General features: G+C 36.2%; 18 protein-coding genes. 12 read left to right on the top strand and 6 right to left on the bottom strand.

Annotated elements, in window-relative coordinates; genetic code table 11:
• Positions 1-493: 493 nt before the first annotated feature.
• On the bottom strand, positions 494-859 hold the full coding sequence (locus AC6HVZ_RS04100) for a DUF3899 domain-containing protein (RefSeq protein WP_497556869.1): 366 nt from the start codon (positions 857-859) through the stop codon (positions 494-496).
• A gap of 120 nt (positions 860-979) precedes the next feature.
• The gene (locus AC6HVZ_RS04105; protein WP_497556870.1) at positions 980-2686 is read right to left on the bottom strand and encodes a peptide ABC transporter substrate-binding protein; all 1707 of its coding nucleotides are present in this window, start codon (positions 2684-2686) and stop codon (positions 980-982) included.
• 339 nt (positions 2687-3025) lie between these two features.
• On the opposite strand from AC6HVZ_RS04105, the gene AC6HVZ_RS04110 reads away from it, so the two are divergent.
• The 5 genes from AC6HVZ_RS04110 to AC6HVZ_RS04130 are packed head-to-tail and all read left to right on the top strand — an operon-like array spanning position 3026 to position 8090.
• On the top strand, positions 3026-3955 hold the full coding sequence (locus AC6HVZ_RS04110) for an ABC transporter permease (protein WP_497556871.1): 930 nt from the start codon (positions 3026-3028) through the stop codon (positions 3953-3955).
• Positions 3956-3957: 2 nt separating this feature from the next.
• Positions 3958-4974, top strand: a complete 1017-nt coding sequence (opp3C, locus tag AC6HVZ_RS04115; protein ID WP_497557029.1) for an oligopeptide ABC transporter permease — start codon at positions 3958-3960, stop codon at positions 4972-4974.
• Positions 4975-5006: 32 nt separating this feature from the next.
• Entirely contained in the window at positions 5007-6026 is a 1020-nt protein-coding gene (locus tag AC6HVZ_RS04120) for an ABC transporter ATP-binding protein (protein ID WP_497556872.1), read from the top strand.
• Position 6027: 1 nt separating this feature from the next.
• On the top strand, positions 6028-6984 hold the full coding sequence (locus AC6HVZ_RS04125) for an ABC transporter ATP-binding protein (RefSeq protein WP_497556873.1): 957 nt from the start codon (positions 6028-6030) through the stop codon (positions 6982-6984).
• A gap of 44 nt (positions 6985-7028) precedes the next feature.
• Complete coding sequence (locus tag AC6HVZ_RS04130) at positions 7029-8090, top strand: M24 family metallopeptidase (protein WP_497556874.1); 1062 nt, start codon at positions 7029-7031, stop codon at positions 8088-8090.
• A 316-nt stretch (positions 8091-8406) separates the two neighbouring features.
• On the opposite strand, the gene AC6HVZ_RS04135 is transcribed toward AC6HVZ_RS04130, so the two are convergent.
• From AC6HVZ_RS04135 to AC6HVZ_RS04145, 3 genes are read right to left on the bottom strand one after another with little or no spacing between them, the layout of a single operon-like run.
• Positions 8407-9612, bottom strand: a complete 1206-nt coding sequence (locus AC6HVZ_RS04135) for an NAD(P)/FAD-dependent oxidoreductase (protein WP_497556875.1) — start codon at positions 9610-9612, stop codon at positions 8407-8409.
• Positions 9605-9943, bottom strand: coding sequence for a (2Fe-2S)-binding protein (locus AC6HVZ_RS04140; RefSeq protein WP_497556876.1), 339 nt, complete (start codon positions 9941-9943; stop codon positions 9605-9607). The genes AC6HVZ_RS04135 and AC6HVZ_RS04140 overlap by 8 nt, the downstream gene beginning before the upstream one ends.
• Positions 9940-10215, bottom strand: a complete 276-nt coding sequence (locus AC6HVZ_RS04145) for a (2Fe-2S)-binding protein (RefSeq protein WP_497557030.1) — start codon at positions 10213-10215, stop codon at positions 9940-9942. The genes AC6HVZ_RS04140 and AC6HVZ_RS04145 overlap by 4 nt, the downstream gene beginning before the upstream one ends.
• A gap of 698 nt (positions 10216-10913) precedes the next feature.
• Between AC6HVZ_RS04145 and AC6HVZ_RS04150 the strand changes: the two genes are divergently transcribed.
• The 4 genes from AC6HVZ_RS04150 (at position 10914) to AC6HVZ_RS04165 (ending at position 11912) form a co-directional block, all read left to right on the top strand.
• Positions 10914-11111, top strand: coding sequence for a hypothetical protein (locus tag AC6HVZ_RS04150; RefSeq protein WP_497556877.1), 198 nt, complete (start codon positions 10914-10916; stop codon positions 11109-11111).
• Between the two features lie 76 nt (positions 11112-11187).
• A complete protein-coding gene (locus tag AC6HVZ_RS04155) occupies positions 11188-11412 on the top strand; it encodes a hypothetical protein (RefSeq protein WP_497556878.1) in 225 nt (74 codons plus the stop codon).
• Positions 11413-11488: 76 nt separating this feature from the next.
• Positions 11489-11656 carry a hypothetical protein gene (locus tag AC6HVZ_RS04160; protein ID WP_497556879.1) on the top strand — a complete coding sequence of 56 codons (168 nt, stop codon included), beginning with the start codon at positions 11489-11491 and terminating at the stop codon, positions 11654-11656.
• A gap of 28 nt (positions 11657-11684) precedes the next feature.
• Positions 11685-11912 (top strand): hypothetical protein, encoded by a 228-nt coding sequence (locus AC6HVZ_RS04165; RefSeq protein ID WP_497556880.1) that lies wholly within the window; start codon positions 11685-11687, stop codon positions 11910-11912.
• Between the two features lie 64 nt (positions 11913-11976).
• Here AC6HVZ_RS04165 and AC6HVZ_RS04170 read toward each other — a convergent pair whose 3' ends face one another.
• Complete coding sequence (locus AC6HVZ_RS04170) at positions 11977-13692, bottom strand: sigma-54 interaction domain-containing protein (protein ID WP_497556881.1); 1716 nt, start codon at positions 13690-13692, stop codon at positions 11977-11979.
• Positions 13693-13853: 161 nt separating this feature from the next.
• On the opposite strand from AC6HVZ_RS04170, the gene AC6HVZ_RS04175 reads away from it, so the two are divergent.
• From AC6HVZ_RS04175 to AC6HVZ_RS04185, 3 genes are read left to right on the top strand one after another with little or no spacing between them, the layout of a single operon-like run.
• Entirely contained in the window at positions 13854-15035 is a 1182-nt protein-coding gene (locus AC6HVZ_RS04175; protein ID WP_497556882.1) for an NAD(P)/FAD-dependent oxidoreductase, read from the top strand.
• Positions 15036-16070 (top strand): proline racemase family protein, encoded by a 1035-nt coding sequence (locus tag AC6HVZ_RS04180; RefSeq protein ID WP_497556883.1) that lies wholly within the window; start codon positions 15036-15038, stop codon positions 16068-16070. It abuts the gene before it with no gap.
• The gene (locus AC6HVZ_RS04185) at positions 16071-16991 is read left to right on the top strand and encodes a proline racemase family protein (RefSeq protein WP_497556884.1); all 921 of its coding nucleotides are present in this window, start codon (positions 16071-16073) and stop codon (positions 16989-16991) included.
• Positions 16992-17050 lie beyond the last annotated feature (59 nt).

A 17050-nucleotide genomic window follows, 5' to 3' on the forward strand; every position in this document is an offset into this window, starting at 1 on the left:
AAAAAGATACATCCTTAAACACAAAAAAATTTGAACATGTTGAAAAATTAAATAAGTTTACCATGCAAAAAAGCTTACAACAGAAACATATATAAAGCAGTTGTTACTTTCGTGACTACAAGAATCTGTAGGCAATGAGAGATGCACTAATTAATGATAAGCCTCAAAAAAAGATAAGTATAAATTAATTAGTGCATCCCATCTATCTAGGAGGAACAAATGAAGTCAATCCAGTTATTCCTTCTCATTTATTCTTGTATTTTGTGTAAAAAAATAAAAGGAATTCACTTTTTGGCAGAATATAAATACAATGGTGATACAATGCAAAATATGAAGGTTCATTAGAGTTATAAATATAAAATGGTGAAAGTAAATTAAACATCATACAGTAGCAATTGTGCTGATTTATAATAGTATTCCCTCGATAATAAAACGTCTCTACGCCTCATTCCTTTCCACACGCTTTTCTGTTTTTTTAGTGAATAAACTAATTTCAAGCAAAATAAATAAACAGTAAAATAATTTGTATAAAAAGAAGTGTATAAAATTGATGTTTGATAATATTGTATATTAAAATATTTACTCTCTCAGAAGGCAATGGTATTGTCATTATTGCTTCATGTTCATCTAAATTAAAAAACCTATTTTTGAATCTTCTCATTCCATATGTAATGCCATCGAAAAGTTTTCCCTTGATAATAACCAAAAATAAATAGACAATCATATAAAATGATGTAATATAAAATAATGTATTTATAAAATGCTTTAATGATCTTTCATTATAAAATATACAGAAGGCTTCATGGGTAGCAAATAAATTTAAGCATAACAATAGCAAATAAAAAGATTTTTTATACATTGTAAATTCCTCTTTATCTAGTTTTAAGAATAATTATATCAAATATTCCAATTATAAATGTAAAGGTGGGGAATAAAAGAAGTAAATGTCCCTAAGGGAAATCCTTGGGACATTTAACAGTTATTCAGATATATAAGCGAAACGAAAATCTAGTGTAGGACCATAGTTTCTTGGAATTAGGTCCTGAACATTTGGTTTCTTAAGGTAAGCTCGTGCATTTTGGAAGACAGGCACAACAGATGCATCTTCAAATAGGAATTTTTCAGCCTCCTGTAAAACATCCCATCTTTCTTCTGGTTTATCACCTAAATTATTAGCTTTTTCAATTAGACCGTTATATTCTTCACTTGTAAAACCAGTCCTATTAAAGGGCCCATCTGATACCCATATATCTAAATAAGTAATTGGATCTAAGAAATCAGGTAGCCAACCCCAGTAAGAAATATCATATTTTCTTTCACCTTCAAGTTTAAGGTGCTGACCATATGGTTGTTTATCAAGATTAATAGTTAATCCTGGTAAATTCTCCTCCAATTGGGATTGTAAATAGGTTACTACTTTTTCGTTTGTATCACTTTCCCCAAACATAATATCAATTGTTACTTCCGTTTGGTTTATTTCTTCAAGTCCTTTTTCCCATAGCTCTCGCGCTTCCTCCGCTGACTTGTTATTTATTTCCGGGTATTTTTTCCGGAAGTCATCACCTTTCTTATCGAATGCCCAGTTGCTTGGTACAACAAACCTTGCAGGTGCGGCACCATTTTGCAGTAGGGAATCAACTAATGTTTGTCTATCGAAAGCATTATATATTGCGTTGCGGATATTTTTGTTCTGTAAAGCTTCATGTTTTTGATTCAAGCGCATAAATTTCATATCTGAAGTTAATTCACCGGTTGTTAACTCATCATTATCTTTAAATTGGGTAATAAATTGTGCATTGACTTCAGCATAGTCCAGTTGCCCAGTTTGGTACAAATTAACTCTTGTAGCTGCATCCTTGACCAATTTGTAATTAACTTGCTCTATTTTTACATCATCAGCATTCCAATATGTTTCGTTCTTTTCAAATGTCCAGCCTTCACCAATATTCCAATCAGTTAATTTAAATGCCCCATTAAATAATAAATTATCTACCGAAGTAGCATAATCATCACCAAGTCCTTCTACAAAATCTTCGTTTAATGGATAGAATGGTGGGAATGACATTAATGTTAGGAAATAAGGAGTTGGTTTTTCCAACGTAATTTGCAACGTTTTGTCATCAACTGCTTCAATTCCTAGTTCGTCGACTTTTCCAAACATGTCGCTATCAGGATTCATAATTTCTGCGGCATTTAGAATTTCAGCAGAACCATAGATAAATGCATATTCTGCTGCGGTATCCGGGTTTACAGCTCTTTTCCATGAATATACAAAATCATGGGCAGTAATTGGATCACCATTCGACCATGTTGCATCATCTCGGATTGTGAATGTGTATATAGTTTGATCATCGTTGATTTCTGGTTCATCTGCTGCTAGATCAGGGATGAAGTCACCTTCTTTATTAAAGCCAATTAAGCCCGAACCAATTTGATAAAGCGCATCAAATGACGGAGCGTCTGATGCATGGTGGATATCTAATGATGTAAAATCAGCAGTCGCAGATAAATTTAATACTTGTTCTACATCTGTTCCGCTTTCATCTCCCTCTTTCCCAACATTGTTTTCCTCTTCGTTATTACCATCACTACTTTCACTCTGGCTTGTTTCACTGCATGCGGCAAGGGCAAAGCAGATAAAAATAGCCAACAATGTTATCAGAAATTTTCTGTTTTGCGATAACATATACTAACCCCTCCTTTTACTCATTCCTAATAAATGCAATATTTGTGCCAATATTTATAATTGTCATTAATTAGTTAGTTTAATATTTTCGAAGATAAATTATTTATAGTTGTTTATATTTTATAGACACATATACGATATCGCGTCTATAAAGTTGGACACTTTATATTCCTGTTATTATAAAATTATTTAAATTGCCTTAATTTAAATAAATGTAATAATGGCATGATTATTGCATCTAAAAATGTGATTAAGAGCCTTTTAACTTTCTATATAAGGGGGCATTTTACTAATAGATTATGACTATAATAAAAACTACTATAAAAATAGGAGGCTAAAATGAAACGTTACATTATACAAAGAATTGGTTACATAATAATTACCTTTTTTTTAATTATGACAATCACATTTATAACAATGAAGCTACTTCCTGGCTCTCCCTTTAAAAATCAAGACAAACTTACCGAACAGCAACTAGAAGTAATTATGGAACAGTACCAATTAAATGATCCTATTCCAGTTCAGTTTTTTCACTATGTAATAGACTTTTTCCGCGGGGACTTAGGAATGTCATTTCAATTTAAGAATCAAGAGGTTACAGAAATAATATTAGATCGAATACAGCCTTCAGCCATATTAGGATTGGAAGCCTTGGTAATTGGTATTGTATTAGGTTTGACTCTAGGGATAATATCCGGGATGAAACACAATACGTTTTGGGATTATGGAACAACTACCTTATCCGTAATTGGAATTTCTGTTCCTTCCTTTGTTTTTGCTGGTTTTATGCAATATTTTATAGCTGTTAAGCTAGGGTGGCTGCCAGTAGCTTACTGGGAAGGGTGGAAGCACCATATTATGCCAGCGCTTTCCTTGTCGTTTGTAGTTACTTCTACTATAGCAAGATTCGTTAGAATGGAAATGATAGAAGTTCTTGGTCAGGACTATATGAAAACAGCTAAATCCAAAGGATTATTAAATAAAACAATCATTATCAGGCATGGTCTAAGAAACACACTAATACCTGTTATTACCATTTTAGGTCCGCTAGCGATATCGATTTTGACAGGTTCACTCGTTATTGAAAAAATTTTTGCAATACCCGGCATTGGGGAACAGTTTGTAGTTTCTATTACTACGAATGATTATCCGATGATAATGGGGTTAACCCTTCTTTATGCAGCCTTTTTTATTATTATTGTTTTTATTATAGATTTGCTATATAGCGTAATCGATCCTCGGATTAAGTTAGGGGGCGAAAACAAATGAACATGGATAAAGAAGTATCAAATGATGAAGATTTATTTGAAAAAATTAATTATGGAGCTGTTGTTTCAAAAGATTCAACTATTACGCACAATCAGGAAAATTATTGGAAAAAGGCTTTAAAAACATTATTGAGAAATAAGTGGGCAATGCTTAGTTTAATATGTATTCTCTATTTCATCGTTATGGCTTTGATAGGACCGAAAATGAATGAGTATAATTATGAGGAACAGGATTTAACAAGATCATTTTTACCACCAAAGATACCATTAATAGCGGATATTCATTGGTTACCATTCGATGGATATGCAAATGGTATTGATCAATATGAAGTAAAAGGAGTTGAAGAAGCATTTTGGTTCGGTACCGATCAATTTGGTAGGGATTTATGGACAAGAGTGTGGTATGGAACGATGATTTCCTTACTCATTGCTTTTATAGCTGCTATTATTGATTTTCTTATCGGGGTTATCTATGGTGGGGTATCCGGTTATTTTGGTGGGAAAGTGGATAACATCATGCAGCGTATTATCGAAGTTTTAGTTGGTATCCCAAATCTAGTAATTATCATTTTAGCAATTATCATTTTAAAACCAGGATTACTTTCCATAATTTGTGCAATTGTTCTTACTGGATGGGTAGGAATGGCACGGATTGTGCGCAGCCAGGTTTTGAAACTAAAAGGATTAGAATATGTCTTGGCCTCTAAGACATTGGGTCTAACACATAAAAAAATCCTTACCAAGGACATATTACCTAACTCAATAGCTCAAATCATAATTACAACGATGTTCACTATTCCTAGTGCGATTTTTTTTGAAGCTTTTTTAAGCTTTATTGGCCTTGGTCTCCCAGCACCAATGGCGTCCTTGGGAACAGTTATAAACGATGGATTCGAATCTTTGCAAGTATTTCCTTACTTAGTAATCTTCCCGAGTATCATTATTAGTCTATTATTAATTAGCTTTAATCTATTAGGTGATGGACTTAGAGATGCATTGGATCCGAAGATGAAGCATTAGTTGAAAAAAATAATTCAAAAGGATGGGGAATTATGAATAACGAAAATATACTTAAAGTTGATGATCTTCAAGTATCTTTTAAGTCAAATAATAGAGAGGTACATGCTGTTAGAGGTGTTGATTTCCAACTAAATAAATGTGAGACCCTTGCAATTGTTGGTGAGTCAGGTTCAGGTAAAAGTGTTACGGCACAGTCAATTATGATGTTAATCTCACAACCACCTGGGGAAATCAAAAGTGGTTCTATCATTTATAAAGATGAAGATTTAATAACCAAATCCGAAAAATATATGAGTTCTATTCGGGGGAAAGAAATTAGTATGATTTTTCAAGATCCAATGAGTTCGCTGAATCCAACTTTAACAGTGGGACTTCAAATTGCTGAAGCTATTATAAAACACGAAAATATAGGAAGGAATGAAGCGTTTAAAAGAGCAAGGGAACTTTTGGATTTGGTTGGAATTCCGAATCCGGATAAAAGAATAAATCAATATCCACATGAATTTTCTGGCGGTATGCGTCAACGCGTTATGATAGCAATTGCACTATCGTGTAATCCGAAAGTATTGATAGCCGACGAACCAACCACTGCTTTAGATGTTACTATTCAAGCGCAAATTATTGAATTGTTAAAAGAATTACAAGAAAAATTAAATATGTCTACAATAATTATAACTCATGATCTCGGGGTAGTGGCTAATATGGCACATAGAGTTGCTGTAATGTATGGAGGTAAAATTGTTGAAACCGGAACAGTTGATGAGATTTTTTTTAGTCCAAAACATCCATACACTTGGGGATTATTAGCGTCGATTCCAAAGTTGGAATCTAAAGTTGAAAAGCTAATAGCAATTGATGGATCACCACCGAATTTGGACAATCCTCCTAAAGGATGTCCATTTGCACCCCGATGTTCTCATGTAATGAAAATATGTATTGAAAATATGCCAGAATCTATTCATACAACCGAAACTCAAAAAACAGCTTGCTGGCTTTTAGACGAACGATCTCCAAGTGTGAGAGTGCCTGAAACTTCAAGAATTGGGGGATAAAATGGAAAAAGTATTACAGGTTAATAACCTGAAAAAACATTTTACTATTGATCGAAAAACAAAATTAAAGGCTGTAGATGGTATTACTTTGGATATATATAGAGGTGAGATCTTCGGGCTTGTAGGTGAATCAGGTTGCGGTAAATCAACTGCAGGAAGGACTATTATACGTTTATATGAACCAACCTCAGGTGAAGTACTATTTAATGGTAAAAATATAAAAGAGTACTTAAATAAAGAAGATCTATTGAGATTTAAACAGAAAATACAAATGATTTTTCAAGATCCGTATGCATCTTTGAATCCGAGAATGAATGTTAGAGAGATTATTGCTGCAGGTCTAGATGTTCACAACACTGTCCCTAAAAGGGAATTTAATAATTATATTAATGAACTTTTAGATATAGTCGGATTAAATAGCGAGCATATAAATCGATATCCACATGAATTTAGTGGCGGGCAACGTCAACGGATTGGTATTGCGAGAGCTTTATCGGTAAAGCCAGATTTTATTATTGCGGATGAACCAATATCTGCTCTTGATGTTTCTATACAAGCTCAGGTAGTAAATTTGATGAAGGAATTACAACATTCACATGATTTAACGTATTTATTTATTGCGCATGATCTATCAATGGTTAAACATATTAGCGACAGAATAGGTGTAATGTATCTTGGAAATATGATGGAAGTTGCAACATCAGATGAACTTTATTCTAATCCATTACATCCTTATACAGTGGCTTTACTTTCTGCAATTCCAATAGCAAATCCTAGGCTCGAAAGAAATCGAGAACGAATTATTTTAAAGGGAGACGTACCTAGTCCTATATCACCTCCAAGTGGTTGTCCTTTCCGGACCCGTTGCGTGAGTGCAATGGATATTTGTTCCGAATTAAAGCCAGAGTGGAAGGAGACTTCTCCAAATCATTGGGTTGCTTGTCATCTTTATAATTAAAAACATAGTTTGACTTTTTTAAAATTATATAGGAGATGGTATCTATGAATACTATAGAAAAAATTAGAGCAAAGTTAGAGCAACGTAATATAGAAGGATTGATAGTGGATAGTCCTTTTAATCGTAGTTATCTTACTGGATTTACTGGTACATTCGGGCTTGTCTTAATAACACTAACAGAGGCTATATTTATTACTGATTTCAGGTACACGGAGCAAGCTAAAAAACAAGCAAATAATTATAAAGTAATTGAAAACAGAGATGTCTTGAAGGAAGCAGCACATCAAATAAAACTTATGAATTTAACAACATTAGGGTTTGAAGAAGAACATGTTAGTTTTAAGAAATATAATCAAATTAGAAAAGAAATCAATGACGCGGAACTTGTACCTGTTTCAGGCATAATCGAAGACTTGCGTAAGATTAAAACAATCGAAGAAATAGATAACATAAAAACAGCAGCATTAATAGGCGACAATGCATTCAAAAAGATACTAGAAGTTATACGGCCAGGTATTTCAGAAATAGATATAAAAAATCAATTGGAAATGTATATACGTGATGAGGGAGCAATCTCATCGAGTTTTGATATGATTATAGCATCGGGTTATCGCTCTGCTATGCCCCATGGTGTTGCAAGTGATAAAATAGTAGAAAATGGGGATATGGTTACACTAGACTTTGGTGCTTTATACAAAGGTTATTGTTCAGATATGACGAGAACGATTGCAGTTGGTGAACCGGATGATCAGTTGAAGAAAATTTATACTATTGTTAAAGATTCGCTGCAAATTGGTATCGATAAAATCAAAAGTGAAGTTACGTGTAAACAAGTCGATTCAGTAGTACGTAACAATATAACAAGTAAAGGCTATGGAGAAAATTTCGGTCATGGTACCGGTCATAGCTTTGGCCTTGAAATACATGAAAGTCCATATTTTAGCCAAAAATCTGATGATATTTTAGAAACTGGAATGGTTATGACCGTCGAACCGGGAATATATATTACAGATTTAGGTGGAGTTCGTATTGAAGATGACGTGCTTGTGACTGAAAATGGGTGCGAATTATTAACTAATTCTCCGAAAGAATTAATTGTTTTATGAAGGTATGTATAGTTGAAAATTGTTAGGAGTAAAAATAACATACCACTTGTGTTTCGCACTTGAAAAACAGGTCTAACCATCTGTTCCTAGTGCCTAAATTCTATGATATTACTGGATTTAGGCATTATTATTTTTGCATTCTTAAGTAACATTGTTACCTAAAAAAATGATGGCGTCTATTAAATGGAAGCATAACCAGAAAGAAGATTATTATCATAGAATATCATATTTCTTTTTGAATAATAATTGATAATAACCAGTATCGAATTCTAAATAGATACTGGTTATTATCTTTTATCTTAAACAGGTAGTTTTTTCATAGAACTATTGTATTATCCCATCGTTCCTGCATTACCTGCTTCCCCTTCTTCACATCCGGATGAAATTGAATATACGCATTATCCCTCGTATCTTCAATGGATTGGATGGAGTCTTGAATCTCCTTCTCCAAACCACCATCCCCGGAATTGCTTGCTATTGCTAAGCCGGCAGTTCGCCCCTGAGCAGCCGCAACCTTTGCTCCCTCTATGCCTGTAATATTACCAGCAACATATAAGCCTTCTAACGTAGTTTCCATCCGCTCATTATGTAATGGCACATAGCCTCCTAATTCTTCAATTAAATAAAAGGCACATCCTGCAACTGCGGCAAGTTCTGCTAATGGATAAAGTCCTCCTGCAATACAGACGAAATCTGCGGCTATTTTTTCCTCTGTACCGGAAATGACCTCTCCTTTTGCAGTTATTGTTGCAATTTTTACACCTTCTACTTCTTTCTCACCATAAATTTCGATTACTGCTTTTCGTAACTGAATTGGTATATCCCACATTTTTACACCATTTTTGGGGTAGAAGGTTACTCCAAGATTTTTCATAAAATCATTTTTCATAAATTTACTGCCTAATTTAACAAATTTGGATGGAGCCATGTGTGAAACGTGGAGCAGGGAATCCAATACTTTCTTCGGATGTGCGCTCTCCTTCGTTATCTGGTTATTCTTTGGCAGGGTTATGGCTGCTACTTCAACACCGGCAAGCTTTAGTTCCATGGCAATGGCAGCAGATAGAACATTTACTCCTATAATTACGCCTCTTTTTCCTGGTTTGACTCGATGAACATTTGTCATCACCTGTGCTGCACCAACTGACATTACTCCTGGTAACGTCCAGCCAGGTACAGGTACAGGGGATTCTGCAGCTCCTGTTGCTAATAGTAGCTTTGCTGCTGTGAATGTTTTCTTTTCGGTGTAGACAAGCCATGATGCGTCTTCTTTTTCTATATTATTTACAGACGTGTTAAGGTAAAAATTTACACCGAGATTAGCTGCTTGGTCATATAATCTGGCTGACTCTTTAATCCCGTTCCACCAAGACCCATCTGGCTGTTCATAAAGCTGCCCCAATAGTCTGCCACCTGCGATCATATATTCATCAATGACAACAACATCCATTCCCTGTTCTGCACAAGTAACTGCAGCGGTTAAACCAGCAGGGCCTGCTCCAATGATAATGACATTATTCATGCTCAGGCTTCCAATCTTTTACAGAGGTAAGTAATTGGCCACCGCTTTCAATATCCATTCCTTCTTTTAATGGGGTAAGGCATGCCCGCTTTCCTTGTTTACCGTCAATGGTTACCCTGCATTCATAACAATGTCCGATATTGCAGTAGATCCCTCTGGGTGAACCGCTTTCTTCATGGTGGCGCAGTGTTCGGATTCCATTAGTTAAAAGTGCCGCAGCCAATGACTCATTTTCTAAGCCTGTGTATTCCTTGTTATTAAAGGTAAACTTAACTTGCCTTTTTTCTTCCAGCTTACCAAGTATAGGGTGATCAAGGATCCGTTCGTTCATTTGCCTTCCCCCCCTAAATCGGCAAAACTGATTGGACGTATTGGTGCTTGATATTTTAAGGAGACATGCGAATGGTTTGCTTCATCCGTTGCAGTCCCAGCTATTTTATCAACCATACTTCTGCATGACCTGCCACCACAATACCCCATGCCAGCTCGTGTGCGGAGTTTCAGTTCTCTTGCTGAACAGTTATAGTTTGTTGCTGTATCGACCAATTCTTTATACGTTATTTCTTCACATCTGCATACAATCATTTCATTTTCTGTCATTATATTCACCCCGGCTTTCATGTATATACCTTCTTACATGCAAGAATCAAGCCAAAAACATATGCATTTAATCGCCTAATATAATAAGTGTAGTAACAAGCCACAATATATTAGAAATAGGAGCTGGTAGAAATGGAAGATATTTTAAAGGAAATAATGAAAAAACTAGATTGAATGGAAACTAAGATAGATATGGAATTTAAGAAAGTAAAGAAAGAACAAGCAAAAACATATGACTTACTTTTAACAGTAAGTGAAAGAGTTGCTTAACCACTTGACAGCATAGAGCAACTTTCAAAACGTGTTTGGGATACAGAAAAGGAGATTTCAAAATTACAAAGAAGAACTGGATTGAAATAATAGGTACTGATTAAATTTCAGTACCTATTATTTACAGTTAAGAAATCATAAAATACTTTTTTACTGCATAAGTGAGGGCTTTGTCTTTCACTTAGTGACTTGGTGAAAACCAGGTTTTTTCGACTTTGCGAAATATTTAATCAAACGTTTGATTAATTTTATATGAGGGTTAGCGCAAGTATCCGAAATATAGCTTGTTTTAATATGATGAATGTCTCCCCAACGTATAGGTATTCTATGATTCCTATGAACAGCCTGTAGAGTGCCAACATTTACTGCTGGTGGAAGGTTATATTAATGAATAATGAGTTTTTGGGTTTTGTGGATCAGATAATAGAAAATTGGCCAGAATAACAGCGCAAAAATACCCGGGTGATCTGGATATATGGTATTTTTATGGAAGTTGTTGTATTGTTAATAAATTAGCCGAAGCGAGCGAGAATATCGCCCGGAGGTTTGGGAATATCGCCCGGAGAACGAGAATATCGCCGGGAGAATGGAAATATCGCCGGGATAATGAAAATATCGCCGGAGAATGAATAAATCGCCGGAAGATCGAGAATATCACCCGGAGACCGAGAATATCGTCCGGAGAATGAAAATATCGTCCGGAGAATGAAAATATCGCCCGGAGAGCGAGGATATCACCCGGAGACCGAGAATATCGCCCGGAGAATGAAAATATCGCCGGAAGATCGGGAATATCGCCCGGAGAGCGAGAATATCGTCCGGAGAATGAAAATATCGCCCGGAGAGCGAGGATATCATCCGGAGACCGAGAATATCGCCTGGAGAGCGCGAGATATCGCCCGGAGAACGGGAATATCGCCCGGAGAATGAAGATATCGCCGGGAGACCGAGAATATCGCCGGGAGACCGAGAATATCGCCCGGAGACCGAGAATATCGTCCGGAGAATGAAAATATCGCCTGGAGAGCGCGAGATATCGCCCGGAGAACGGGAATATCGCCCGGAGAATGGAAATATCGCCGGGAGACCAAGAATATCGCCCGGAGATCAAGATAACAAACACCACGTACCTCATTCAGTCTTTGCTTTTACTTTTTCCATAAGCATGCGATAATGAGGGAAAATCGAGTTAGGATGAAATCATGAATACAGTAATTGAATTAAAAGTGAAACCAAATTATATAAAACAATATAATAAAAATGGATACCCTCTAATCAGCAAAGATGCCATATTGAACCCTGGTGCACTTACCAAGGAGGGGAGTATTATCCACCTGCTTGATAATAATGATCAATTTCTCGCAAAAGGTTACTATGGTAAACAGCAGAATAAAGGATTAGGCTGGGTAATAGCGCAAAACAAGGGATAAAAGGTTGATTATACTTTTCTCATAAACCTTTACAACAATACTAAAATTAATTCTGAGTTTGTCTCTAAATATCCAATCTCAATTTATTTATCCGATTATACAGTGTTGCTCTTGTTATCTGCAGGTTTTTAGCACATGCTAACTTATTGCCATTTTCTTTTTTAAGTTCTTTCAAAATAATTTGCTTCTCCACTTCCTGAAGTCTCTCACTTAATGAACCATCTTCATTCGTACTAAAATAAGGTATATTTGCGTTAGATACCGGTACTAATCCGTCTGTTCCAAATGGCAAATGCTCCGGTTTTATTTCTCCATCTTCTGAAAAAACGACTAACCGCTCCACGACATTTTTTAATTCCCGAATGTTCCCCGGCCAATGGTGCTGGAGTAATGCTTGCATCACCATTTGTGATATTCCATGAATCGGGCGATTATACTTAATGGAAACTTCATATAGAAAATAATGCGTTAGTTCGATAATATCCTCAGGACGTTTGCGAAGTGGAGGTATTTCTAGGCTTACGACATTTAGTCGATAGTAAAGATCCTCTCTGAATTTTCCTTCTTTTACTAGTTCACTTAAATCACGATTAGTAGCTGATACCACTCTGAAATCTACTTCCTTCTCCTTGGTTCCACCAACGGAATAAAATTTCTTATCCTGCAGTAATCTTAAGATTTTAACCTGCATGTCTAGCGGCATTTCGCCAATCTCATCCAAGAACAAAGTGCCTCCTTTAGCTAATTCAACTTTTCCTTTTTTTCCTTTTTGGTCTGCGCCAGAGAACGCCCCTTTTTCATAACCGAAAATCTCACTTTCGAAAAGTGCTGAAGGGATAGCACCACAATTAATTGCTATAAACGGGGCATCTTGTCCTTCACGAATGCTGTGCACCGCTTTGGCAAATAGTTCTTTTCCCACACCACTCTCCCCGTGGATTAATATATTCGTATTTGTTGTTGCGGCCTTTTTTGTCATTTCGATGGTTTGTTTTAATGTAGAGCTGTTTCCTTTTATTGTTGTAAACGGGTCTTCTGTAGGCATTAATTTATTTACTTCTTTTTCTAAATGGAAAAGCTTTTTGGATGTGTTGGACAATTCATTATGAAGTCGAATCTGACTGGTTATATCTCTTTCAGATACAACCGCACCAATGATTTGATCATGCAAATAGACAGGATTTGAATGAATCATGACTACAAGATCTTCTCTAGCATGATGTTGTCTATTCGTAGTAGATTCACCAGTTTTCAAGGTTTTAAGAAGTTCCAATCGATCTGGTTCAAAGAAATCTGTAATTTTTCTGCCGATAATCTCTTCCTGCTTGACGGAGAAGATTCTCTTAGCCCCCTCTGTCCAAATTAATACGTTTTGATCTGAATCAATTACTGTACATGAGGTATCAATGGTTTCGATGATAGTCTCTAAATAAGCCTCTACTTTTTCATAGGAGCTCAATAGTTGTTTTGAAAACTCTAATGCATTGACATAACCAATATTTTTCCCATCCTCTTGAACGATTAAATGATCGTATGTTTCTAAAAGTTCCATCACTTCCGGTAAAAATAATTCTGCTGAGACTTCCTTGCATGGTTGGAAAATGATTTCGTCAGTTTGCTCGAAGAATTGTGCCAGTTTTATCTCGTTGTTTCCTCTTAGAAAAATCTTTTTAGAATGGTTGGATAGTAAAAATTCTTGTTTTTCCTCCCAGCTGCATTCATCGATAATTACAATCTGTTTATTTATGACATTCTTAACTTCCGATAGAAATAATGCCATCTTATTTTTCCTCCTTTGTGTAAAAAAATATTTACAACATTATAAATATCTTTACACATTTTTCAATATAAAACAATGACTTTTTAGAATTATTCCCTTATTCTGTTTTGGCATGTAAATTGCATTAATAAGGATAAGCGGCAAAAGAGAGGGGGAGGAATGTGAAAAATACAATTCATCGAGATGCGGTTGTAATTGGTGGAGGTATTATTGGTGCAGCAATTGCTTATTATAGTTCGAAGGCAGGACTTGATATTACGGTACTTGAAAAGAAGGAGCTGGCAAGTGGAACCTCTTCCAGATGTGACGGGAATATTTTGGCAATTGATAAAGACCCTGGATTTGATAGCCAGATGTCACTGAAAAGTCAGCAACTTGTCCATGAATTAAGCAACGAACTTGAAATTCCATTTGAATATCGTAATCCGGGAAGTATTCTGGTTTGCGAAAATGATGCGGAAATGGAAGCCGCACAAAAATGGGTTAATCAGCAGCAGGAAGCGGGACTTGATTTTAAAATGCTGGACCGTGAAGATCTAAGGAATGAATCCAACTATTTTGCAGATGACTTATTTGGAGGGCTGGAGTGCAAGACGGACTCTACTGTGAACCCTTATATGCTAACATATTCCATGTTTTATAGTGCTGAAAAATTAGGTGCAAAAATACATACAAATACAGAAGTGAAAAATCTGTATAAAAATGAAACTGGTCAATTTGTCATTGAAACAAACCATCAGATATTTACTGCCAATAAAGTTGTGAATGCCTGCGGAGTCTGGTCTCCCTTTATTGGAGAGATGGTTGATGTGGAGATTCCAATCGCCCCTAGAAAGGGACAGTTGATTGTTGCTTCAAGACAACAGCCGGTCGGTCTAAGAAAAGTAATGGAATTCGGTTATCTTATCTCAAAGTTTGGTGGGGAGCGTGTGGTTGATCCCATAACCGAAAAATATGGCGTGGCCCTGGTATTTGAACCAACGGAAAGCCAGAACTTTCTAATTGGCAGCAGCCGTGAGTTTAATGGATTTGATACGAAGGTTAATTATGAGGTGATAAGGTATATTGCAAAACGAGCTGTACGCTTTTATCCGAAAATAGCTGATATGACAGTGATCCGAACATACGCCGGCCTGCGTCCATGGACAAAAGACCATTTGCCAGTCATTTCTCAAGTAGATGAGGTACCCGGGTTTTATGTAGCAGCTGGACATGAAGGCGATGGCATAAGCTTAGCCGCTGTGACAGGTAAAGTGATGGAAGAAATGCTGTCAGAGAAAGAAACATGTATTCCAATTGAACCGCTGCGTTACGATCGATTCAAAGAAAGGGTGATTAGCTAAATGAATTTTCAACGATTATTTTCTACCATTGACACACATACTGGAGGGAATCCGACAAGAACAGTCATAAGTGGTCTCCCTAAACTAGAGGGAAATACTATGTCGGAAAAAATGCTCTATATGCAGAAGCATTATGATTGGATCCGTAATTTTTTAATGAATGAGCCAAGGGGACATGACGTTATGTCTGGTGCATTACTTATGGAACCATGTCATCCTCTGGCTGATGTCGGTGTGATTTTTATTGAAACAGGTGGTTACTTGCCAATGTGTGGGCATGACACAATAGGCTGCTGTACCGCACTTGTTGAAGCAGGGTTAATCGAAGTTTCCGAGCCTTATACAGATGTGAATCTGGATACACCGGCAGGATTAGTAGAGGTAAAAATTAAAGTGGAGAATGGAAAAGCGGAAGAAGTAACATTTGCGAATGTCCCCTCTTTTTTGTTGAAATCAATTGAAATTAATGTCGACCAGATCGGAACAGTCGAATGCGATATTGCGTACGGTGGAAATTTCTATGGAATTATTGATGCACGAAAACTTGGTTTGGATTTGAGTACAGAAAATGCTTCCACTATTATCGATCAGGCAATAACCATTCGCAATGCGATTAATGATAGTGAATCGATTGCACATCCGGAGTATCCATTTATTCAAGGCTTAACCCATATTGAGTTTTTCACAGATCCTGTTCACTCGGATGCTGATGTGAAAAATACGGTAGTCGTCCCCCCTGGTGGAATTGACCGTTCACCATGTGGTACGGGTACCTCTGCAAAGCTGGCAACAATGTACAGCAGAAATGAAATTGGGGAAGATGAGTTATTTGTACATGAGAGTATTGTAGGTTCGCTTTTTAAAGCAAGAATCCTTGAAACATCAAAAATAAAAGCCTATGACGCAGTTATACCAGAGGTTACTGGTTCAGCATGGGTGATGGGGATGCACCGCTTTTTCTATAATGAAAAGGATCCACTTCGAGAAGGTTATTTGCTTATTCCACCGATGACCCAAGCGAAAGAAGGCGTTTAAATGAATTTCGGAAAGATGTTCACCACCATTGATACACATGTGGCCGGGGAGGGATTTAGGATTGTCATCCAATCATCCATTCACTTATATGAAGATGACTTTAAAGCAAATCATCATTTGTTACAGGAATCATTTCAGGATGAAAAAGAATTTTTGTTAAATGAACCAAGAGGCTATCGTGGTATGAACGGCTGTATTGTTATTCCTTCTAAATTAGCAGATTTTGGTTTATTATTTTTTAACCATGATAAGGATGTTGTATTCAAGTACGGTGGTTTAGTCGCATCTGTAACCGCTTTACTTGAAACCGGGAACTTAAATGCAAGGGAAAATAATATTTACAAAATAGAAACAATTTATGGAGTTTACGAAGTCAAAGCTACTTTTCAAAATCAGGAAGTAACGGATGTTTATTTAGAATGCAGTGATTGCAAGGTTATTGAAAATCGAGAAGAATATCGTTTGCTACAAGTGGATGAATCGAGAAATTACTTGATCTTTTTATTGCCGGATTCCATCCCGACCATTGAACTTGAACATTTGTCTTCCATTAATAAATGGGGGAAAAAGACAGTAGAAAAATTTTCTAAGGATAATGTTGTTTTTGATGGAATTATAATAACTGAAATACTGGATTTAACAGCAGGTAAACTCAGGTCTGTAACATTTGAAAAAGATGGAAGTATCGTACGCTCCCCTGGGTTTGATAGTACGTTTGCTATTTTAACTGCATTACGTCTTAAATCAAATGAACATATAAGTCTTATGAATCACAGTATTTTTGGTAGTTCAATAACTGCCCGATTCTTGCCAGGAAGCAACAATCGCCTTTCTGTTAAAATAGAAGGATTTACCACAGGAATCCATCAGTTTATTTATGATCAGTCAGATCCATTAAAAAATGGATTTTTATTAAAATAATTTAAGGGGGTTTTATATGGTTCTGGTTTTGGATTTACGCCATGGAAGGTTCTTCTCAC

It is taken from the genome of Oceanobacillus sp. NCCP-135, assembly GCF_059698015.1.